Origin of the sequence: Gallibacterium salpingitidis, from assembly GCF_030517105.1 — a bacterium.
Classification (GTDB): Bacteria; Pseudomonadota; Gammaproteobacteria; order Enterobacterales; family Pasteurellaceae; genus Gallibacterium; species Gallibacterium salpingitidis.
Genome location: NZ_CP103875.1, coordinates 2,581,711 through 2,603,496, shown reverse-complemented (window position 1 = coordinate 2,603,496; position 21,786 = coordinate 2,581,711). Strand labels below are relative to the sequence as shown.

Genomic DNA, 21,786 nt, shown 5'->3' with positions numbered 1-21,786 from the left:
AATTTATCCTAAATTGAGCCACTCTTCGACCGCTTTTAATGAATGATGAGCGGTCATATCTGCTTGTATTGGCGTAATTGACACATAACCATTGGCAACAGCATGGAAATCAGTACCTTCTTGAGCATATTCAGGCAAGCTAGATAAACCTAACCAATAAATAGATTCACCACGGGGATCGGTTTGTTTAATAATTTCTCCCTCGCTTGCTCTATAACCTAACTTGGTCACTTTAATGCCTTTGAGTTGTTCGTAAGGAATATCCGGTACATTGATGTTTAAGATTTCTCTTTTACGTAAAATTTGTGCATGAAGTTTTGGAATCAATTCACAAACAACTTTTGCTGCTGTTTCATAATGTTGTCTGCCATCAAGTGAAACAGCGATCGCCGGTAAACCTAAATGACGACCTTCAAATGCCGCAGCAACAGTACCAGAATAGAGAATATCATCTCCTAAATTAACGCCGGCATTAATTCCTGAAACCACTAAATCAATTTTCCCTGCAAGCAGATGATTCATTGCTAAATAGACACAATCTGCCGGTGTTCCGTTCACACAATAATCACCATTATCCAATAATCTTGGGCGTAATGGTTCAATTAAGGTAAGTGAAGATGATGCTGCACTGCGATTACGATCAGGAGCAACAACAATGACATTAGCAATAGTGCGTAAATAGGCAGCTAAAGTTTGAATGCCTTCAGCATGAATTCCATCATCATTACTTAGTAGAATATTCATTATTTAAGCTCCTTGTTAACTTTATGAATTAAATTATTGTTTGACCAGTAAAGCTACCGCTTCACAAGCAATACCTTCACCTCGCCCAGTAAAGCCTAATTTTTCAGTTGTAGTGGCTTTGACATTGACTTGAGAAATATCACATTGTAAATCCTCAGCAATATTAGCGCGCATTTGATCAATATAAGGACGCATTTTTGGTGCTTGTGCAATAATAGTGACATCAACATTACCGATTTGATAACCCAATTGTTGGATTTGACGAAATGCTTCAATTAATAAATGTCGGCTATTGGCGCCTTTATAAGCCATATCTGTGTCAGGGAATAATTTACCGATATCGCCTAGCGCAGCTGCGCCTAATAAAGCATCCGTCAATGCGTGTAATGCAACATCACCATCAGAATGAGCGAGTAAACTTTTTGCAAAAGGAATACTTACACCACCAATAATGACAAAACCATTTCCATTATCAGTGAACGCATGCACATCAAAACCATGTCCAATTCTTATCATTTTTGCCACTCTTTTTGTTGTTGAAGTAAATAAAATTCGGCTAACGCTAAATCTTCAGGACGTGTAATTTTAATATTGTCACTACGTCCAGCAATCAATTGCGGATATTCCCCTAATAACTCCAATGCAGAAGCTTCATCAGTTACCGTAAATCCTTGCTGTTTAGCTGAAGCTAACGCTTTTTTTAATAATTGCGCTGGAAAAAATTGCGGTGTGAGTGCGTGCCATAAAAGTGAACGATCTTCGGTTTTCTCGATAAGGTTTGTAGCAGAAACGGCTTTTTTTATCGTATCTACGACAGGTTTTGCCAAAATCGCACCAGATAATGTTGTGACTTGTAATAATTTGTCTAAATCTTGGTGAGTAATACAAGGTCTGGCTGCATCGTGAACCATCACCCACACATCTTGTTCTTCAATCAATTGCAACGCATTAAAAACCGATTGATCTCGAGTTTCTCCACCAACTACCCAAACGATTTTTTGATGCTCCTTCAAAGGAAAATCAGTCAAATAAGGATCATTTTCCGCTGTCGCTACAATAATCTTTTCAATGATTGGATAACTAAGTAATTTTTCTAATGTATGCTGTAAGATAGTTTTACCCAATAATGAAAGATATTGCTTTGGGCGATCAGATTGCATACGTGATCCGATACCAGCAGCAGGCACAATGGCAAAAATACGGCGGGTAGATGTCATTGATGATAAATTCGTATTCATTATTTCTCTGATTTTAAAATTCGATAAAAGGTTTCGTTGGGTTTAACCATCTCGTAATTTCTTCTTGCTCTTTCTTCAACAGCAGAAAAACCTTGTTTTAAATCTAAGGTTTCTGCTTTTGCTTCTTGATTTAATTGGCTTTGTTTTTCATTTTTTACTTTTTGTTCGGCAATTTCGATCTGAGTTTGTTGATAAGTACGATAACCTGAATCACCAAACCAGAAGTTATACAGAGCAACTAATAATAAACAAAATAAACTGACAACTAATAATCGCATGAAAAAGAATAGCCTAAGTAATCTAAGTAGAATTTAGTGGCACATAGTTTACCTTGAAATAGCGTAAAAGATAACAACCAATCAGGAAAAGCAAACTATTTATTATTAAATTTATGTGAGAACAGAGTGGTACTGCCGATTGTTCACTTTCCTTTGCTAAAACCCTAAGGTAAGATAATTGGCTTATTTAGAACCAATTTTTCTACTTTTAGTTGTGAGTTTATGAAACCATTAAAGATTATTTTTGCTGGTACGCCAGATTTCGCCGCACAACATTTACAAGCACTATTATCTTCGCAACATCAAGTTGTTGCTGTTTATACTCAACCTGATAAACCAGCTGGTCGAGGTAAAAAATTACAACCAAGCCCTGTAAAACAACTTGCTGAAGCAAATAATTTACCCGTCTATCAACCAAAATCATTGCGTAAAGCGGAAGCACAACAACAATTACAACAAATTGAAGCTGATGTGATGGTAGTGGTGGCTTATGGTTTAATTTTGCCAAAAGCTGTATTGGATACACCACGTTTAGGTTGTTTAAATGTTCATGGCTCTTTATTACCGCGTTGGCGAGGGGCAGCGCCAATTCAACGAGCTATTTGGGCTGGCGATAAAGAGAGCGGCATTACGATTATGCAAATGAATGAAGGGTTGGATACAGGCGATATGCTTTATAAAGTGGCTTGTCCAATCGACGCAACGGAAACTACTGCATCACTCTATGCTAAGTTGGCAGAACTAGGGCCAAAAGCGTTAATTGAAGTGCTAGATCATTTAGAATCGGGAAAATATCTGCCAGAAGTACAACAAGATGAATTAAGCAATTACGCAGATAAATTAAGTAAAGAAGAGGCTAAATTGGATTGGTCTTTATCAGCGGAACAATTAGAACGTTGTATTCGTGCTTTCAATCCTTGGCCAATTAGCTGGTTTGAAGTAATAGATAGCCAGCAACAGAAACAGACATTAAAAGTCTATCAAGCGACAGTTTTACCGCATCAAGCAGTTGCTGCCGGTACGATTGTGCAAGCAAATAAGCAAGGGATTCAAATAGCGACAGTGAAGGGTGTACTGAATTTAACGTTATTACAACCGGCTGGTAAGAAACCGATGTCAGCACAAGATTTGTTAAATGGACGCAGTGATTGGTTTGTTGTTGGTCAGCGTGTAAGTGAGTAACCATGAAACAGCAAAAACACGAGAAAAAATTAACATTACGTGCCGTAATGGCGGAAGTGATTTTACAAGTTTTGGATCAAGGTAAATCACTATCGGCGTTATTGCCTAGTGCACAACAACAGATAAAAGCGCAAGATATTGCGTTATTGCAAGAGGTTTGTTTTGGCGTTTGTCGGGTATTACCACGTTTAGAACGTATTATTGAAAAATTAGTCACCAAACCATTAAAAGGTAAAACTCGTATTGTGCACTGCCTATTATTGGTCGGTTTATATCAATTACTTTATACCCGTATCCCGGCACACGCAGCAGTTGATGAAGTTGTTAATGCAACAAAGGCTGTTAAAGCTGAATCTTTTCGTGGTTTAGTAAATGGCGTAATGCGTCGTTTTTTACGGGAACAAGAAGCCATTTTGGCGATAGTGGATAAGCATTGGCAGACATTACACCCTGAATGGTTGGTGAATTTATTAAAACAACATTATCCAGAGCAGTGGCGCCAAATCGTTGATGAAAATAATCAAAAACCGCCAATGTGGTTACGAGTAAATCAACAACATACCTCACAAACGGCGTATCAAACATTATTAAATCAGCAACAAATTGACAGTGAAATTGCGTTGCCAAAGACGGCATTATGTTTAAATAAAGCAGTGGGTGTAGATCAATTACCACATTTTGCAGAAGGTTGGGTAAGTGTACAGGATCGTCATGCGCAATGGGCTGGCGAATTGTTAGAACCAGAAAACCAGCACTGTATTCTAGACGCTTGTGCGGCACCGGGCGGTAAAACGACACATATTTTAGAAATTGCTCCTCAAGCTCAGGTGTTGGCATTAGATGTAGAACAAAGTCGTTTACAGCGAGTAGCAGAAAATTTAAAGCGTTTGCAGCAAAAAGCAGAAATTATTTGTGGCGATGCTAGTAAGCCAGAACAATGGTTAGCGCCAGAGATAATGTTTGACCGTATTTTATTAGATGCGCCTTGTTCTGCTACTGGTGTTATTCGTCGTCATCCAGATATTAAGTGGTTGCGTCAAGCTAGTGATATTGCTCAATTAGCAGACTTACAACAAACAATTTTGCAAGCATTATGGCAACGACTCAAACCAAATGGCATTTTGTTATATGCTACTTGTTCTATTTTGCCTGAGGAAAATTGCCAGCAAATTGAACGTTTTCTAGCAACACATACCGATGCCAAATTGATCCCAGTACAATTAGCCACAACAGGTATTGATACTGGTTTTGGTTACCAATGTTTTCCAACGCAAAACAGTGGTGATGGTTTCTTTTACGCAAAACTGATTAAACAAAGTTAAAGGTAAAACTTGTGAAAATTATCATTTTAGGTGCAGGACAAGTTGGTGGCACATTAGCAGAAAACTTAGTCAGTGAAGATAATGAAATTACCCTTGTGGATAATGATGCAGACCGCTTGAATCAGTTACAGGATAAGCACGATTTACGGGTTGTGCATGGTAATGCGTCTTCACCACGAACCTTGCGTGAGGCTGGTGCAACCGATGCAGATATGTTAGTCGCTGTAACCAGTTCTGATGAAGTGAATATGATCGCCTGTGAAGTAGCTTATACGCTATTTAAAATTCCAACTAAAATTGCCCGTATTCGTAATTCAGAATATATTCGCGAAAAAGAAAAATTGTTTAAAAGCGATGTTATTCCTATCGATCATATTATTTCACCAGAGCAACTTGTAATTGAGGATATTGCCCGCTTAGTCAATTATCCAGGAACACTGCAAGTAGCCAATTTTGCCAATGATTTAGTCAGTTTGGCAGTAGTAAAAGCCTATTATGGTGGACCGTTAGTTGGTTATTCGATTGCGACATTACAAGATCATTTACCGCATATAGAGGCGCGCATTGTTTCAATTTGGCGTCAAGATAAAGTGATTCGTCCGCAAGGCTCAACCATTATTGAAGCGGGTGATGAAGTTACTTTCATTTGTGCTAGTCAGCATTTACGAGCAGTAATGAGTGAATTACAACGTTTAGAGAAAAATTATCGCCGTATTATGATCGTTGGTGGTGGTAATGTTGGTTCTGGTTTAGCAAAAACGTTGGAAAATGATTACAGCGTTAAATTAGTAGAACGTAATCAAAAACGTGCAGAATTTTTAGCTGAAAAACTCTCAAAAACCATTGTGTTTTGTGCAGATGCTTCGGATCAATCCTTTTTATTTGAAGAACATATTGAAAATATTGATGCCTTTATTGCTTTAACTAGCGATGATGAAGCCAATATTATGGCGTCATTATTGGCGAAACGATTAGGAACAAAAAAAGCAATTTCATTAATTCAGCGGATTGCCTATTTGCATTTAGTTCAAGGCGGTACGATTGATATTGCGATTTCACCGCAACAAGCCACCATTTCCGCGTTATTAAGTTATGTGCGTAAGGGGGATATTGTAAATGTTGCGGTCTTGCGTCGTGGCGTGGCAGAAGTACTGGAAATCATTGCCCATGGTAATGAACAAACATCACAAGTCATTGGTCGTCCGTTAAATCGCTTGAAATTACCGCAAGGAGTGATTATTGGGGCAATTTGTCGTCGTGGTGAAGTCTTAATTGCACAGCGCGATTTGGTGATTCAAGAAGACGATCATGTGATCTTATTTTTACAAGATAAAAAGAATATGGCTGAAATTGAAAAATTATTCCAACCAAGTCCATTCTTTATTTAAGGCAATAGGCAGATTATGTTTAATCGACCATTTATCTTATATATTTTGGGTTCAGTCCTTTCTAAAATCGCTTGGCTAATGATTATTCCATTAGTGGTTACTTTTTTTCATAATGGGGATGGGCTAGTTGGTTTTTTAATTTGTATTGGTATTACCCATTTTGTTTCCTTTATTTTGACTCGTAAGAAACCGCAGGATATGCGCTTGCGGGTTAAAGATATGTTATTGCTTACCACATTAATATGGTTAATCAGTTGTGTATTTAGCGCTTTGCCTTTTATTGTGATTAGTGATTTTAGTTTTACCGATGCCTATTTTGAAACTGTTTCTGGTTTAACCACTACTGGTTCTAGTGTTATTGTTGATGTTAGCGATACTTCATCAGCATTGTTAATGTGGCGCTCAACCTTACAATGGATGGGAGGTTTAGGATTTATTGTGATGGCGGTAGCGATCTTGCCATTTTTAAATGTGGGTGGAATGACACTATTCCGCACAGAATCATCGGATAAATCTGACAAGCTTTTGCCACAAGCCAGAGATGTCGCAAAAAGTATTATCCAAATTTATTTACTTCTAACAACTGCATGTACTATTGCTTATATGTGGTCAGAAATGGATTTCTTTGATGCGATAAATCATGCTTTCACTACTATTTCTACTGGTGGCTTTTCAACACGAAGCGGTTCAATGAGTGAATTCAATAGTACAACGCAATGGATCTGTACTCTCTTTATGTTCTTAGGTTCATTACCTTTTTTATTAATGGTACAAGCCATTCATCGCAAAAATATTTTCGTGTTATTTCGCGATCAGCAATTAATGGGATTTTCCCTATTTGTGCTGATTGTCGGTTTATTCACTGCCGCTTGGTTAAATTATGAAAATGTATTTAATTGGCAAGATAGCTTACGTTATGCTTTTTTCAATTTAATCAATATCATGTCCACATGCGGATTTAGCTTAGGTAATTTTGATACTTGGACAGCAACAACCACAATGGTTTTTACGGTTGCCTTTATTTTAGGTGGCTGTTCAGGTTCAACAACAGGCGGTATTAAAATCTTCCGTTTCCAAATTATGTTCCAAGTATTAAAACATCAAATATTACGTTTAATTCATCCTAATAGTATTTCAGCAGTCCATTACAATCGTCATGTTGTATCTAGTGAAACCGTATTTGGTATTGTCGGTTTTATTTTTAGCTATTTTATGATTATGGCGATTTTGGCGGTATTAATGGGAATGTCAGGAATGGATTTTCAAAGCGCTTGGAGTTCTGCAGCAACAGCAATTGGTAACGTCGGTCCTGGATATGGTAATCAGGTAGGTGCATCAGGAAATTTTTCAACCATTCCAACTTTTTCAAAATGGTTAATGATTTTAGGTATGTTATTAGGGCGCTTAGAAATTATGACAATTTTAGTTTTATTGTTCCCACATTTCTGGAAAAAATAGGATGTTACAAGAAAAAATTTTTTGTAAAAAAATTGTATGAATCTCACAATAAAAATATAATTAGCGCCGTTTTTTTAACATTTATTATTAACGTTAAATTTAGGAGTATTTAAATGAGTTTTTTAAAAGAATTCCGCGAATTTGCAATGCGCGGTAATGTTGTTGACATGGCTGTCGGGGTAATTATCGGTGGTGCATTTGGTAAAATCGTAAGTTCGTTAGTCGCTGACGTAGCGATGCCAATTATTGGTTTATTAGTTGGCGGCGTAGATTTTAAAGGTCTTAAAATTGTATTACATGGTGCGGTTGGTGATGTGCCTGCAGTGACTTTAAATTATGGGATGTTTATTCAAACTGTGTTTGATTTTATCATCATTGCGTTTGCTATTTTCGTAGCAATTAAAGCAATGAATAAATTAAAACGTGAAAAACCAGCAGAAGAACCAAAAACAGCTGAACCATCAGCAGAAGAAAAATTATTAACAGAAATTCGTGATCTATTAAAAAATAAATAATTAAGGATTTTATGCAGAATACACCAACACAAGTAAAACCAAACTTTATTGCTAAACTGATATTTGCCAGCCGTTGGGTACAATTACCGATTTATCTTGGTCTAATTGTCGTCCAAATTGTTTATGCCTATAAATTTTTAAAATCATTATGGCATTTGGTGTTTAATCTTAATCAGATGGATGAAAACACTATTATGTTGGCGGTATTAAATCTTATTGATGTAGTAATGATTGCGAATTTATTAGTGATGGTGTTAGTAGGCGGTTATGAAACCTTTGTTTCTAAATTAAATACTGATAATCACCCAGATCAGCCAGAATGGTTGGATCATGTTAATGCCTCCGTCTTAAAGATAAAACTATCAATGGCGATTATTAGTATTTCCTCTATTCATATGCTGCAAACCTTTATTAATGCCGGTAATTTGCCAGAAAAACAAATCATGTGGCAATTATTCCTTCATTTAGGATTTTTGGCTTCGGCATTGGCGGTCGCTTATACTGACAAAATTTTGTATAGCACCACGCATAAAAATCACTAATAAAAATCCTCCGAACTTGTGTATAAAGTCGGAGGATTTTTTTAAGGAATCAAATGAAGAAATATATTACTTTAATTGCGCTATTTTTGGGGCAAGGACTAACAGGTTCGATTATTTCTTTGTTGATTTTAACTGCAACATTAGTCGGTTTACAGCTTTCACCTAATTCATATTTAACGACATTGCCAATTACTGCAACCGTATTAGGATCCGCAGTGATGGTTTATTACGCTTCTAATTTGATGTCTTATTATGGCAGACGAAAAGCTTTTATCATTGGTAGTGTAATTGGTTTATTTGGCAGTATTTTGGCTTGCGCAGCGATCTATTTTTCTTCATTTTTTCTATTTGTTATTGCGGCATTAATTTTAGGTGCTGCTACCATTTTTAATCAATATTATCGTTTTACTGCCGCAGAAGTTTTTGCTTCTGAGTTAGCGAAAAAAAGAGCTACCGCATTAATTATTGGGAGCGGTGTTATTGGTGGCTTTTTAGGACCTTTTATTGCCACTCAAGGCGAATATCTTTTTGCGCAATATCCGTTTTTAGGTTCTTTCTTGTTTGCCACAATTATTTTTATTTTGGCGATGATTTCGCAATTATTTATTTTTATTAAAGAGATTAAACACAATAAAGCAAAATCATCAGTAGTTGATAAGCAGTTGTTTTACTCTACAAAATTTATCCTAGCTACTATTAGTTGTGCCTTTGCTTTCGCTATTATGACGTTAATTATGAATGCCGTACCATTAGCAATGCACCATGTATCATTAACTACGGCGCAGAGTGCAAGTGTATTGCAATGGCACTTTTTAGCGATGTATTTGCCAGCATTATTTTTGCCGTTTGTCTTAGAAAAATTAAAAACCCTTCATTTAATCCAATTAGGTGCATTCTGTTTTATCTTTGGTAATCTTGCGGCTTTCTCTTTAGATAATTATTGGGGATATATTATTACTTTAGTCTTTGTTGGGCTTGGTTGGAGTTTTATGTTTACTGGTGGGACATTTATTGTCAATCAACTCTCTGATGAAAGCAGTAAACATAAATTACAAGGTATGAATTCATTAATTACCTATTTATTAAGTCTAGTTGCTTCGCTATCAGTAGGTTTTATTATGAGTTATGCCGCAGGATGGTTAGTGGTTAATATATTAGCAATGATTATTATGGTAATTACCTCTTGCTATTTATTGTTAAAAAGAAAGTTATTTTATTAGTTTGCTCCTATCTTCATAAAATAAGTAGCAGATGGGCAAGAATCATAATCTGTATGCGATAGTTTGTTTATAAATTACATTTTCCTGTATCCCATTTTGGGTTTTGGTAGCCGCATTGGGCTGGTGTTAAAGATATATAACCTTTTTTTAGCATACACTCATAAAATAAATCTTTCTTTAAAACTGGAATTAATTTATCTGTACTAGCATTCTCATAATCTCCATATTTCCCGCCACAGGCTACTACATCTTTCCAGCGTTGCTGTGAGTCTGTTTTGCCTAGACTATATGGCTTTTGGTATCTAGAAATTCTGGGATATATTTTTCCTTTGTTTTTTTCACAATCATTAGAAACTGTTGCAATAAGGGGACGAATACAATTATCAGAAAAAGAGTATATACAACCTGATAATAGAAAAATAATAGGGAAAACTAGAAACCTTCTCATATTAATGTTCTCCTAATTGTGATAAAAGTTCGATAATATCAGCTGAAATTAAATCCGCCATTGCAAATGGCGTAGCAGCAGGAATAGCAGTAATAGTTGTTACTTGACTTGCTTTAGATTGTATTGAGTTTTTTTCAGCAGTATTTCCTTGATTGTTATACCAACCCCAAATTTGACCACCTAATAAATCATGTGTTCCTGCATAAGATTCAACTAACATATCAGAGAAACTATTAATTGCATAAGGTATTTTCGTTAGATGTAAATTCCATTCGCCTTGTATTGGTTGAAATCCTCCTGTTTCTCCATATAGATCCTTAGCATACTTATTTTGGATTGGATCAATAGCATCAAAAACAGTGAAACGATCAACACCATTAAAAGTAACGGAACCATCACTATTATGCGTACAAGTTCCCATACCACTATTACAAATAATATTTAAATCTATCCGTACCCCACCTAATTTAACACCATCAAAATAACCACTATCGTAAGAGTCGTTGCGTAATACTTCACCTGTTTTTGCATCAATAATCCCTTTAAATTTTCGTGAATTGGCAAGGCTTTCTTCACGCATTTTAGTGGCGGCTAATTGTAATGTACCCTGTGTAATTGCAAGATCTGGTGAACCAGCAACAATACCTACTACAGTTTCAAGAAGTCGTTTTTGATACTGTAATTTATAAATTTGTTGGTATAAAACAGTTTTTTCTTCTTCTGTTTTTGCCGCTTTAATCTGTTTTCTTAATTCAGCTTGTTTCGGTAAAACATAATTATCAATAGTTGAAAAAGCATTTTTACGAAAATCCTGCGTAACTTTCACTTGGATATTTAACTCTTTTAACACCTTTTCTTGATCAAAGTAGTTGGTTAATTTGCTGCTATTTTTTTCCACTTCATCTGTGGTAAGTGTAGTTTGCACTTTAGTAATAGTGTCGTTTACAGATAAACCTGTTTTATTTAATTGCGCTTCAGGATCACGAATAACAATATTCTCCGTACCAACCCCCGCTATTGTCGTAGAAGATTGTCGCTCTTTATCTTTGCCTAATCCAACTGATGTTTTACTAGTAAAAGAATCTCGTCCAGTGGCTAATTTAGCTTGATTAGCTTCTCCAGAAGCAGTGTGGCTAGCTGTGGTTTCTTTACCTGATTTATCAATAAATAAAGGTTCACCTTTTTTATTAGTGGCTTGTTTATCACTTTGAGCTTGTCCTTTATCTGCTAATGGCGTAACAAAATTCATTGCCACAGAACCACCAATTGCAAGAGCTGAACCTTGATGTTCACTATAGTTTTGTAGATCTTCTGCTTGGATAGTACCAGTTGCGAATTGATTTTTACCTTGTTGTTCTGCCGCTGTAGTCGCCGTAATTACTCCACCTTTTAAATCAGTATGATTGTTGATGTCCACATTAAAGCCTTCATCACCAGCTAAAATGCCTGATTGTTGATTAACACTGGCATAATCAGCATTGATCTTAGACTGATTATACTTACCTGATAAGGAAGCACCGTAACCTACGGTCATTTGGGCGGAAGTTTGTTTTTGTTTGCCTTGATAAGTTGCCGTATCTTGTAGGCTGGTAATATTTAGATTATCTGCTTGAACCTTAACACTATCACCAACGACTTGACCGCCTTGAATAGTGAGATTTTCACCTGAAATCAGTGTTGTTTGACTCTGTTTATCACCAATATGGCTATTTACCCAAGTGGTTTCCTCTCCATTACTATAACCTTTGCCAGCATTACCGCCTGCGGTAATCCCTAAAGAGACGCCACCAGCACTGTTATAATTTACTGCCACACCAGCATTCCAACCACTTGATTTATTTTGGCTTTGCTCTGAATGTGTTTGTTGTTGCGCAGTAATATCAAGATTGCCTTGTGTTAGCAAAGATGTACCTTGCTGTCCTGCAATGTCAGATCCTTTTATCTGAATGTAAGAGGAATCTTTATCGCCAGTAGTTAACACATTAACCTTACCAGCAGCATTTACTTTACTACGATTGGCGGTTGTCGTTTCTGTATGAATGGTTTGTTCATTTTTCTGTTTTCCATACCCTACACTAATGCCGATATTTTGTGTTAGACCTTGAACACCTTGGTTAGCTATCTCGGAGGCAACATTACCAACCATATCCGCTGTATTGGCTAAATCAAAGGCAGCATTAATGGCAGCTAACGCATTAATACGATTATCTTTGGCGTCGCCAACTTGGGCTACTGATTTCGCCGTTTGTTGAATTTGTTGTGCAGCTTGTACTATTGGAAGATTGATGCCAAAGGTTAAACCACTCTGTTTAAAGGTATGCTGATAATCGTGAATAAATTTATCTTCTGTGGCAGTAATGTCTACTTTTTTCGCCAGAATAGTGATATCACCTTCGCCCGCAGTAATACGGCTACCTTGTTGGCGATAACTGTCATTGGCGGCAAGGTAAATATCGCCTTGTAAGGCACCAATTTGACTGCCTTGATAGTAAGTTTGCTGATTAGCAGTGTCAGTAGCTTGTTTGCGACTACCAATAGTAAAAGCGAGACTGCCACCACTCATTAAGCCAGATTTTTTCTTTGCATAAAAATCATCTTCTTTTCTGGTATTTTTAGCCGCTGAAATATCAAGTTCTTGAGCTTGTAATGTCACATTTTTGTCTGCAACAATTGTACTGCCTTCAACAGCAACTTTGCCTTGATTTGCCAGCAGGTGAACATTATTACCTGCTAATTGAGAACCTTCCGCTACATCATATTGGTGATCATGTTTAGTCATGATAGTGGTACGACTTAGCAGACCTTTATCCGTATGTTTGATGCCTGAAGAGAGTTGCTCTTGTTTTCGTGCTGCATCGACATGGATGTCACCTTGTTGACTAGCCAGAATAAGATCCTGTTTCGTATCAATCTGCGTGCCACGTAAATTAATATCCTTTTGGGCGAGTAAGGTAGTGTTGCCTTTTGCTGTCAATGTGGTCGCAATATCATTATGTTGATCGAGTTTCCAATAATTGTCGGCATCCATAACATAATGTTCTTTATTGATTTCTGCTTGAGTACCTAATGTCAAGTTACCGCCGATATAAAGTGTTGCATTGTCAGTGTTTATCTTGACTGCATTTAATTGCGCATCACCTTGTGTGGTAAGAGTTAAATCATTTTTGACATTCAGTTGTGCTTGTTGATCAAGTTGGCGACGATAAAAGGTGCCATTATCTTGATTCTCACTAAAACGACTTTCAATCAGAATAGTATTAGTCGCTAAATTGAGGTTATTGGCAGTTAAAGTTCCACCTTGTTGATAGAAACGATTGGTGATGTTGAAATTCAGTTGATCGGCGGTGATAGTGCCGTAATTCTCTAAGTTTTGTGCAGAAATTTGTGTCAAATGGCGTCCTGCAATCAACCCGCTATTTTTCACTATCCCATCCATAGCCATATCAATCTCTCTTGCAGAGATAATAGCACCTGTTGGCTGAATATCGACATCACGTTTGACGAGATAAACCTGCGGAACTAACACTTGAAGTTGAGAACCATCTTTTAACGTGACAGTTTGTGGTGCAAGCCATACCATATCTTCGGTTAATTCCTGCATTTGGGCAGCACTTAATGTAACACCCGGAATAAGTTGATAACGTTGCGCATAACGAATACCGGCATCCATTAACACTTTATATTGCTCATAATCAGACGTGTAATTACCTAAGAAACGTTGCCCCGTTAGCTGGTTAATCTGCTCATTGACTAACCGTTGTTCATAATAACCATCGCCAAGGCGTTTTAACATGGTTTGTGGATCTGCACGTAGGGCATCAAACATATAATCTGAGCTTAACCATTGGCGTTGATTAGTAAAGCGAGGATCGGTTTCAACTAATACATGGCTGTTAGTGGCAAGATTTAAACGATATAAACTTGCTTGAGGCAATAATTGATTCGGTAATACTGCACGTACGTGAGGTACTGCACTCAATGGTGTACTTTGGGTGAAATCCACCTGTAAATTATTTAATGCGGCTTGTTGAGCAATAGTTTGCTGACGAATCGCTGTTCCCGTTGGTTGAATAGCCTGTCCGATAGTGTTATCTACAATCTTAAAGTTAAAATATTCAATCGGATGAATATGATGATAATCCTGATAATTCTCTGAACGATGTCCATAACGAGGTCTGATAGGATTCTTGTCTTTATAAGCAACCTTCATAAAACTCTGACCATCATCTCGGCGATGAATCTCACCAATTAAATCTTCATTGATTAATTGAACATTATTGGCTGTTAAGGTTTCATTTTTAGTATTTTTCCTAAATCGTTGTTCGCCTAAGGTTAATGCTTTCCCCACTAAAATTTGGCTATATTGGTTGTGAAGTTGATTACCATTAAGTGAAAGATTGCCTGCAATCAAAATTTTAGCGGGGTCGCGATGTTCGATGGTAGTAGTATCCGTTGTTCTGGTATATTCCCAACCAAACCAATCATTTTGAGAGGGACTACGGCTGCCATCATAAAAGGCAAACCACGCTTTTCTGCTTTTTCTTGTCCAATCCAATTCGCCCTCAACGCCTTGACGATAACGTCGACTATTATTATTTTGCGCATATTCTTCGAATTTTTCTTTATCTGTGTGAATACCAAGACGTAAGTGTAAATCATGGTTCCATAAGCGTTGCGTATTGATATTACCATTTCCTAATGCTTCAATTGTTGCACTACCATTATCCACAAAAGTCGCTTGTCCAGTGGCATGATAACGATCATCCAATGCACCACCGATATAGAGATTGCCTTGACTTAAAATTAGAGCATGATCGTAATTAGTTAGGGTACCTACACCGAGATCTAGCCGTTCGCGTGCGGCAATCGTCGCGGATTGTTCGGCTGCCAGGAGATTATTGAGTGTATGTGATTGAATTGCTAATTGATCACCATAAATTCTACCGCTGCCAAGATTATCTAATTGATTAGCAAAAATAATATTTTTGACGCCATCAATTAAACCTCGATTAAGCAAATACTCGGTTTTTAACAGCGTTTTTTGGGAACTTAATTCACTTTGCACTGGATTTTCAATGGATTTTGCTTCAATCGTTAACCCTTTTCCGGTAACGAGTTGTGTTTGATTGGCAAAATGGTTATCGACTTTTAGAGTCAGTTTACCATCGACAGTAATTGGCGTATCTAAGCGGAAGTCATTATGAATTGAGAGTTTTGCATTAGCCGCACTTTTTACCTGCCCGATGATTTCCCACTGTTTTAAGTCTAAGGTTAAATTGCCATGACTTTCTATTACACCTTGCTGATTATCGAGTTGTAGCTGATTACCTTTTACTTTTAGCCTATTTAATGACAACAACTCACCTTGTTGGTTATTGAGTAACTTAGCCACTGTGGCATTGAGTGCCTGACTCACATAAGCACCACCAGACTGGTTAAACCATTGATCGGTTTTAATCTGCAAAGTATCTGCAATTAACCCTTGTGTTGGCGTTTCGCTTTGTGCTTTGGTTTGTTGGTTCAACAGTGTTGGCGTGGTAATACGTAAAGTGGCTGCTTGGAATAAAGAGCCGGTTGGATTAATGGCCTGATTATTGACTTGTTGCTGTGCAGTGATCTCCGCTTGCTTGGCTTTGAGAAACCCTGCTCGGTTATCGAGTTGTTGGGTGGCAATAGTTACTTGATTAGCTTGGATAAGCCCAGTTTGATTATCAAGTTGTTGAGAAGTAATAGATAGTTGTTCAACCGCTAATAATTTACCCTTTTGTTGGTTAGTTAAATTGGGTGCAGTAATGGTTAAATGGTGCTGACTTTGTATTGTCCCTTGTTGATTTTGTAGGATGTTCGTAATGAGTTGAATATCTTGTTGTGCGGAGACTAAACCAGCTTGGTTATTAAAAGTATGCTGTTGTGTATTCAAGTATAAGGATTGTGGTGTAGTCACCACACCTTGTTGATTATTAAAGTGAGCACCTTGGTAATTTAAATCACCGAGTGTACGTAACACACCTTGCTGATTATTTAATCCTTGCGCCAATAGGAAATCTAAACGATTGGTACCGGTTTGTTGCCAATAACCTTGTTGATTGTTGAGATAATTGGCTTGGATAAGAAAATGATTAGCCAATAATTTTGCATTAGGTGTCGCAAGTGTCATTGGTGTACGCAATGTTGCCGTTTTATCAATAAAGATTTCACTATTGGCTAACGTAATATCACCTTGTTTAGCGAGTAATGTCAGACGATTTGCACTGGTTTGGCTTTGGGATAAATCAATCTCTGCCGCTTCAATATGGATATGATCAGAGGTAAGATTTTGTCCATGTGCAGCGGTATGTTGTTCGGTAACAAGGTGGAGAGTTTGTCCTTGATCATTATGTGGATTAATCGTTTTCTCTTCTGTTGTTGCGGTTGGCGTAAAACGTACACCTGCCGCCAGTACAGAGGTTGTTGAGGCGTTAATATTTTTTGCCTGATAAGCAATATCACTTTCCGCCAAACTCTCACCGGATTGGCTGATGGTTTCTTTGGCTTTCAGGGTGATATTGCCTTTACCTTGTGCTTTTCCTTTGGCAATCAAACTGCCTTGTTGCTGAATCCCTTTCTGTTTACTGGTAGCTTGCAGATTTCCTTGTTGAGTATAAACTGTTCCTGTATTTCCGATTTGATGTTGGCTTTGCAAAGTAATATCTTGAGGAGCGCCAATATATCCAGTATTAATCAATTCTCCTGTAGTAGTAATTTTTACTTCACCAGCCGCCGCACCAATATGTCCTGCATTGCGTACCCCTAGACCATCTGTGTTATCAATGAGTCTAATTTGTCCAGCATACATACCACCTAAATGACTTACATCGACTGAATAATGTGTTTCCGTTGTAGATTTATTGTGATTACCAATATATACGACGCCATTTTGGGTTGTAGCGTGAGGAATGATTTGATTTTCTCCCGTAATGACGGTTAATTCTTTTGCCCAAACACCAGCATCAATTTGCACATTTTTCGCAATAATATCGGTATAGTCTGAACGTGAACTATCTAAACCTTTTCCCGTAATAGCAATCTTGCCGTTATTGACTCGATAATGCGTGATTTCTTGCTGTTGAATGTGGGGTTTACCAGTGGTTAATGTTGTGCGATTAGCGTTAATAGTGCCGCAGCTATCACAATGAATACCATTAGGATTAGCGATTATCACTTCAGCTTTTTGTCCTGCAACTTCGATATAACCTTTTAGTTCGCTAGGACGTAAGCTATTCACTTCATTAAGAATAATTTTGGCTTCGCCAGCTAATAAATTAGGGTTGGCTTGCACCCAACCAGCAAGCTGAGTTTCACTGTTTTTACGACCGTTATTTAAGATTGCCCCTTTTTGACCAACATCGAATTGACGATATTTATTATGAGATAATCCTTTACTGTTGGGAGTTTGAATATTGACTTGTGGAATCCCATTTGCTGTGTTTACTACCGTAGGACGCTGTGCAATAGGGGCATTTTTATCTGGCAATATGGCAAGTTGTTCAGCTGAGACTGTTGAGATAAAAAAATAACCGAATAAACCAAATAAATTTGTAGCTAAAGGTGTTAAGCGATAAGGGAAGTTGGTGTTAAACATAAGATCCTCCGCTAAAACTGATAACTAAGATTAAAGCCTGTGGTAATACGGGATGTTTGAAAACCTTGCGGTTTATTGATTGGTGCTCCAGCAAAAACGTCGTAATTGAAACCAAACAATTTTCCTTTTAAACCAATAGCACCGCCAGTGAGTTGTTTACCTAAAAGATCTTCGGTGCTGCGTCCATCAACACGACCATGATCAAGTGCGAAATACAGCTGATGTCCTCGATTAGCAATATTCCAGGCTAATTCATTGCGCCAAAACCAACCATGTTCGCCCGATAAGGTTAATTCCCCATCGAAACCACGAACAGTATAACGACCACCAATACTAAATTTATCTTGTTGAATTAACGGAGTTTTATTCCATTGTGCTTGCCATTCACTGTGTAGTTGCCAAGGTTGTTTACCAAGCATAAATGGATAGGTGAATTGAATTTTTGCATTGAAAATTTTGGGACGAGAGGTACCTTCATTAAATAATTCTTCTGGTGCAGCTAAAGCGCGATCTGCACCAGTACCTTGTTTATAGCCAAGTTGAAATTGCCAAATTGCATTACCTAAATATTCGGTATGGTTTAAATGAGCTTGCCAACCTGCCATACGTCTGCGTTGAATAGCTAATTCGTCGCCATCAACATAGTTAAAAGATCGTCTTGACCAGAAACCTGCAGTAAGTGTGGTTTTACGTTGTGCATCTCGATAGAGTAAACGACTTAAATTCGCCTGCCATTGAATACTTTTACCTGAATATTCTATTTTTTCAAAAGCACCTGGTATGGTTTGGTGGTAATTAAAGGTTGAATGGGAAAGGGTGAATAACCAGTTTTTCCAAGGTAAAGCATAATAAAAACTAAGATTCTGGCTGCCATGATCCTCTTTATTATCATCGTTATTGGTTTTGATACTACGAGTGACACTACCATAAAGTAGATCATTCCAAGAAAATAGATTTTCTGCCGATAACGCTGCACTTGCTTGAAAACGACCAGTAGCTTTGCTGCCAGCATCATCTAAAGAGAGTGTGAAGGAAAAAGGATTACCTTGTTGAAATGCAATGACGACATCAGTACCACCAATTTGTTCTGGATGAGCAAATAATTCAATATTGGCTTTCACCGAAGAATTACGCCGTAAATTTTCTAAGCCAGTTTCCAAATCACGTAAATTTAACAGATCTCCCTGTTTCATTGGCATAGCAAACCAGATTGTAGCATTAGTGGCTTTTGGGAATTCGCTTTGATCTTGTAACTGTAATCTGCTAATTCGACCTAATACGACAGTAACGGTTAATTTACCTTGGCGTAAATCTTGTGGTTGAACCAACACTCTAGTGGTAATAAAACCGCGATCAATGAGTTTATTTTGCCATTGTGTCAGTAATTGATTGAGAGTTTGTTCTGTTAGGCAGATTGGTAATGTAGTGCCATTTTGGAGTAACGTAGAAAATCGGCTGGGTGAAATTTCTGGTTTAGTTGATGAAGATTGCACATCATAGTCAATAAAATCAATGTGTTGAATTGGAAAACAAGGCGTATTCGATATAGCTGTATTTGTATCATTAACAGTAAGGTGTTCTGTTGATAAGCGTACTGCCGGTGTTTCAGTGAGTTGCTCAAGTTTCTGTTGCTGCTCTAATTGTTGACGTTGGAACTGTTGATCTGCATGTACAACGGATTGTGCAGCAATACCAGTTAATGGAAAGAAAAATACTATCAGTGAAAGAGTCAATCTGTTGTGCATCGCCACCACCTAACGAACAAAATAGAGTGGCTCGATTGTAGGTTGATATATTGAATCCCCAAGAGATTGGATGAAAAGTTGCGAGTTGTGTCGTAAAAATGAAAAAAATTATAAGACTGGAATATAGTGTGGCATCAGCCACACTATTCTTACTGATGTAACCATTCCCGATTAGCCAAGAGCTGATCGATTTCAGGCATAACGCCTTCCCATAAATAGAATGCATGAGCAGCTTGTGCAACTAACATTCCTAAACCATCACTGCATTGCTTAATCCCTAAATTTTGGCAATGTTGAATAAATGGCGTTACTCCATTTGGTGTGTATTGCATATCATAAATATGACTGCATTGAAGTAATATGTTATCGGCAATTGGCGCAACTTGACCATGTAATCCGCTTGAAGTGGCATTAATGACTAAATCAAAGGATTGCGCTGGAATTTCGGTTAGAGTGGTGGCAGTAATTTCACCATAAGCGGAAAATTTTTCAGCTAAATCAATTGCTTTCTCTAGAGTACGATTCGCTAAGACAATTTTTTGTTGCGCTTGTAATAGTGGAAAAAGTACTCCTTTTGTTGCTCCGCCAGCACCCAATAATAAAATTTTCTGTTGGGGCTGCAACCAACCTAAATGTTGTAAATGGGTTACCAAACCGGCGCCATCAGTGTTATCCGCGTAGAGTGAGCCATCAGCTAATCGTTTTAAAGTGTTACAAGCTTGTGCAAGCTGGCAACGTTCACTATGTTGATTTGCTAAAGCAAAGGCGCGTTCTTTAAATGGTGCAGTGATGTTGCAACCATTAGCACCTTGTTGGAAAAATTGCATTAGCTGTTGTTCAAACTGGTCTAAATCACCTAATTTGGCAATATAAGTGAGGTTTTTGGCAGTTTGTTGTGCAAATAGTTTGTGAGTCAGCGGGGATTTGCTTTGTGCGATAGGGTTACCCCAGACGGCATACTGATGTTGCTGCATAATAATTATTATCCTTGTCGAACGATTTGATTAGTAAAGAGATCACGAATTTCTGATGGATTTTTTGCTGTGCCTACTTCCGCTTCCAGGACAGGAAAATCTTCACCAAATTGAGCCAACACTTCTTGATAATGACGGCAAGGCGGCTGCCCAGATAAATTAGCGCTTGTTGAAGTGATCGGCATATTAGCTTGTTGGCAAAGTTGCACTACTGCAGGATGTTGGCATAAACGAATCGCAATACTATGAAATTTTCCGGTTAATAAAGATGAAACAGTGGATTTAACCGGTACGATCCAAGTTGTTGGACGTTGATAAATTTGTTGCAAACGTTGTAATTGTTCTGTAGAAATCTTTGCAAAATCAATAATTTGATCGAAATAATTTAATGTTGGTGCAATTAAGATTAATCCTTTTTCAACAGGGCGTTGTTTAAGTGCTAATAATTTTTTTATCGCATTATCGTTAAAAGGATCACATCCTAAACCGAAAACAGCTTCAGTTGGATAAGCGATAACTTCGCCTTGCTTTAATTGCGTAATAATATAGTCTAAGTTATTCATTTGATTCATAAAAAATATGTTTACAACTTCTATTTAAACATTGATAACTAATTTGTTGATCGGTCATTTTTTTTAGAAATACTAATGGAAAATGACATTTCGGACAGCTTTTTTCTATTGGTTGTTGTGCAACATTAAAGCGGCATTGTGGATAATGGTTACAAGCAAAAAAGACCTTCCCTTTAGCGCCGCGTTTAGCAATAAGCTGACCTTGTCGGCACGCTGGGCAAGTAACCGGCTGATAATCGTTTTTCTCTGGTTCATCATTCACAATAAAATGGCATTGTGGGTAATTGCTGCAACCGATAAACATGCCAAATTGACCGCGGCGTAATACTAGTGAATGTGAACATTCAGGGCATTGTTCCGGCAATACTTTTAGAATTTCGCCCAAAGTTTGTGAATGCAAGGGGCGAAGATAATCGCATTCAGGGTATTGGCTGCAACCTAAAAATAGTCCTTTTTTGCCACGCTTTAATTGTAAAAAATGCCCACATTGCGGGCATTTTTCGACAGACTTTTGTGCTGTAAAAAGTGTATCACGCATA

At 37.5% G+C, this 21,786-nt stretch carries 17 protein-coding genes; 7 read left to right on the top strand and 10 right to left on the bottom strand.

What is annotated here, in order from left to right:
- Positions 1 to 3: 3 nt before the first annotated feature.
- The 4 genes from surE to ftsB are packed head-to-tail and all read right to left on the bottom strand — an operon-like array spanning position 4 to position 2,260.
- Positions 4 to 744, bottom strand: a complete 741-nt coding sequence (gene surE / locus NYR30_RS12400; RefSeq protein ID WP_302501249.1) for a 5'/3'-nucleotidase SurE — start codon at positions 742 to 744, stop codon at positions 4 to 6.
- Between the two features lie 33 nt (positions 745 to 777).
- Positions 778 to 1,260 carry a 2-C-methyl-D-erythritol 2,4-cyclodiphosphate synthase gene (ispF, locus tag NYR30_RS12395; RefSeq protein WP_066105297.1) on the bottom strand — a complete coding sequence of 161 codons (483 nt, stop codon included), beginning with the start codon at positions 1,258 to 1,260 and terminating at the stop codon, positions 778 to 780.
- Positions 1,257 to 1,982, bottom strand: a complete 726-nt coding sequence (gene ispD / locus NYR30_RS12390; RefSeq protein ID WP_302501248.1) for a 2-C-methyl-D-erythritol 4-phosphate cytidylyltransferase — start codon at positions 1,980 to 1,982, stop codon at positions 1,257 to 1,259. Before ispD ends, ispF begins: the two co-directional genes overlap by 4 nt.
- Complete coding sequence (ftsB, locus tag NYR30_RS12385; protein WP_066105303.1) at positions 1,982 to 2,260, bottom strand: cell division protein FtsB; 279 nt, start codon at positions 2,258 to 2,260, stop codon at positions 1,982 to 1,984. Before ftsB ends, ispD begins: the two co-directional genes overlap by 1 nt.
- A gap of 222 nt (positions 2,261 to 2,482) precedes the next feature.
- On the opposite strand from ftsB, the gene fmt reads away from it, so the two are divergent.
- The 7 genes from fmt (at position 2,483) to NYR30_RS12350 (ending at position 9,887) form a co-directional block, all read left to right on the top strand.
- Entirely contained in the window at positions 2,483 to 3,442 is a 960-nt protein-coding gene (fmt, locus tag NYR30_RS12380) for a methionyl-tRNA formyltransferase (protein ID WP_302501247.1), read from the top strand.
- A gap of 2 nt (positions 3,443 to 3,444) precedes the next feature.
- Positions 3,445 to 4,764, top strand: coding sequence for a 16S rRNA (cytosine(967)-C(5))-methyltransferase RsmB (gene rsmB / locus NYR30_RS12375; protein WP_302501246.1), 1,320 nt, complete (start codon positions 3,445 to 3,447; stop codon positions 4,762 to 4,764).
- An 11-nt stretch (positions 4,765 to 4,775) separates the two neighbouring features.
- A complete protein-coding gene (gene trkA / locus NYR30_RS12370; RefSeq protein WP_302501245.1) occupies positions 4,776 to 6,152 on the top strand; it encodes a Trk system potassium transporter TrkA in 1,377 nt (458 codons plus the stop codon).
- Positions 6,153 to 6,167: 15 nt separating this feature from the next.
- Positions 6,168 to 7,610, top strand: coding sequence for a TrkH family potassium uptake protein (locus NYR30_RS12365; protein WP_302501244.1), 1,443 nt, complete (start codon positions 6,168 to 6,170; stop codon positions 7,608 to 7,610).
- Between the two features lie 113 nt (positions 7,611 to 7,723).
- Positions 7,724 to 8,125, top strand: a complete 402-nt coding sequence (mscL, locus tag NYR30_RS12360) for a large-conductance mechanosensitive channel protein MscL (RefSeq protein WP_302501243.1) — start codon at positions 7,724 to 7,726, stop codon at positions 8,123 to 8,125.
- An 11-nt stretch (positions 8,126 to 8,136) separates the two neighbouring features.
- A complete protein-coding gene (locus NYR30_RS12355) occupies positions 8,137 to 8,667 on the top strand; it encodes a TIGR00645 family protein (protein ID WP_066105320.1) in 531 nt (176 codons plus the stop codon).
- 53 nt (positions 8,668 to 8,720) lie between these two features.
- Entirely contained in the window at positions 8,721 to 9,887 is a 1,167-nt protein-coding gene (locus NYR30_RS12350; RefSeq protein ID WP_302501240.1) for an MFS transporter, read from the top strand.
- A 67-nt stretch (positions 9,888 to 9,954) separates the two neighbouring features.
- Here NYR30_RS12350 and NYR30_RS12345 read toward each other — a convergent pair whose 3' ends face one another.
- The 6 genes from NYR30_RS12345 to NYR30_RS12320 form a co-directional block, all read right to left on the bottom strand.
- Positions 9,955 to 10,335 carry a hypothetical protein gene (locus tag NYR30_RS12345; protein WP_302501239.1) on the bottom strand — a complete coding sequence of 127 codons (381 nt, stop codon included), beginning with the start codon at positions 10,333 to 10,335 and terminating at the stop codon, positions 9,955 to 9,957.
- 1 nt (position 10,336) lies between these two features.
- Positions 10,337 to 17,956 carry a two-partner secretion domain-containing protein gene (locus tag NYR30_RS12340; protein ID WP_302501238.1) on the bottom strand — a complete coding sequence of 2,540 codons (7,620 nt, stop codon included), beginning with the start codon at positions 17,954 to 17,956 and terminating at the stop codon, positions 10,337 to 10,339.
- 11 nt (positions 17,957 to 17,967) lie between these two features.
- Entirely contained in the window at positions 17,968 to 19,701 is a 1,734-nt protein-coding gene (locus NYR30_RS12335; RefSeq protein WP_066113366.1) for a ShlB/FhaC/HecB family hemolysin secretion/activation protein, read from the bottom strand.
- 149 nt (positions 19,702 to 19,850) lie between these two features.
- Positions 19,851 to 20,675, bottom strand: coding sequence for a shikimate dehydrogenase (aroE, locus tag NYR30_RS12330; protein WP_066113368.1), 825 nt, complete (start codon positions 20,673 to 20,675; stop codon positions 19,851 to 19,853).
- 8 nt (positions 20,676 to 20,683) lie between these two features.
- Complete coding sequence (gene tsaC / locus NYR30_RS12325; RefSeq protein ID WP_066113370.1) at positions 20,684 to 21,247, bottom strand: L-threonylcarbamoyladenylate synthase type 1 TsaC; 564 nt, start codon at positions 21,245 to 21,247, stop codon at positions 20,684 to 20,686.
- Positions 21,231 to 21,785, bottom strand: a complete 555-nt coding sequence (locus NYR30_RS12320) for a DNA topoisomerase family protein (protein ID WP_066113372.1) — start codon at positions 21,783 to 21,785, stop codon at positions 21,231 to 21,233. Before NYR30_RS12320 ends, tsaC begins: the two co-directional genes overlap by 17 nt.
- Between the last annotated feature and the right edge of the window lies 1 nt (position 21,786).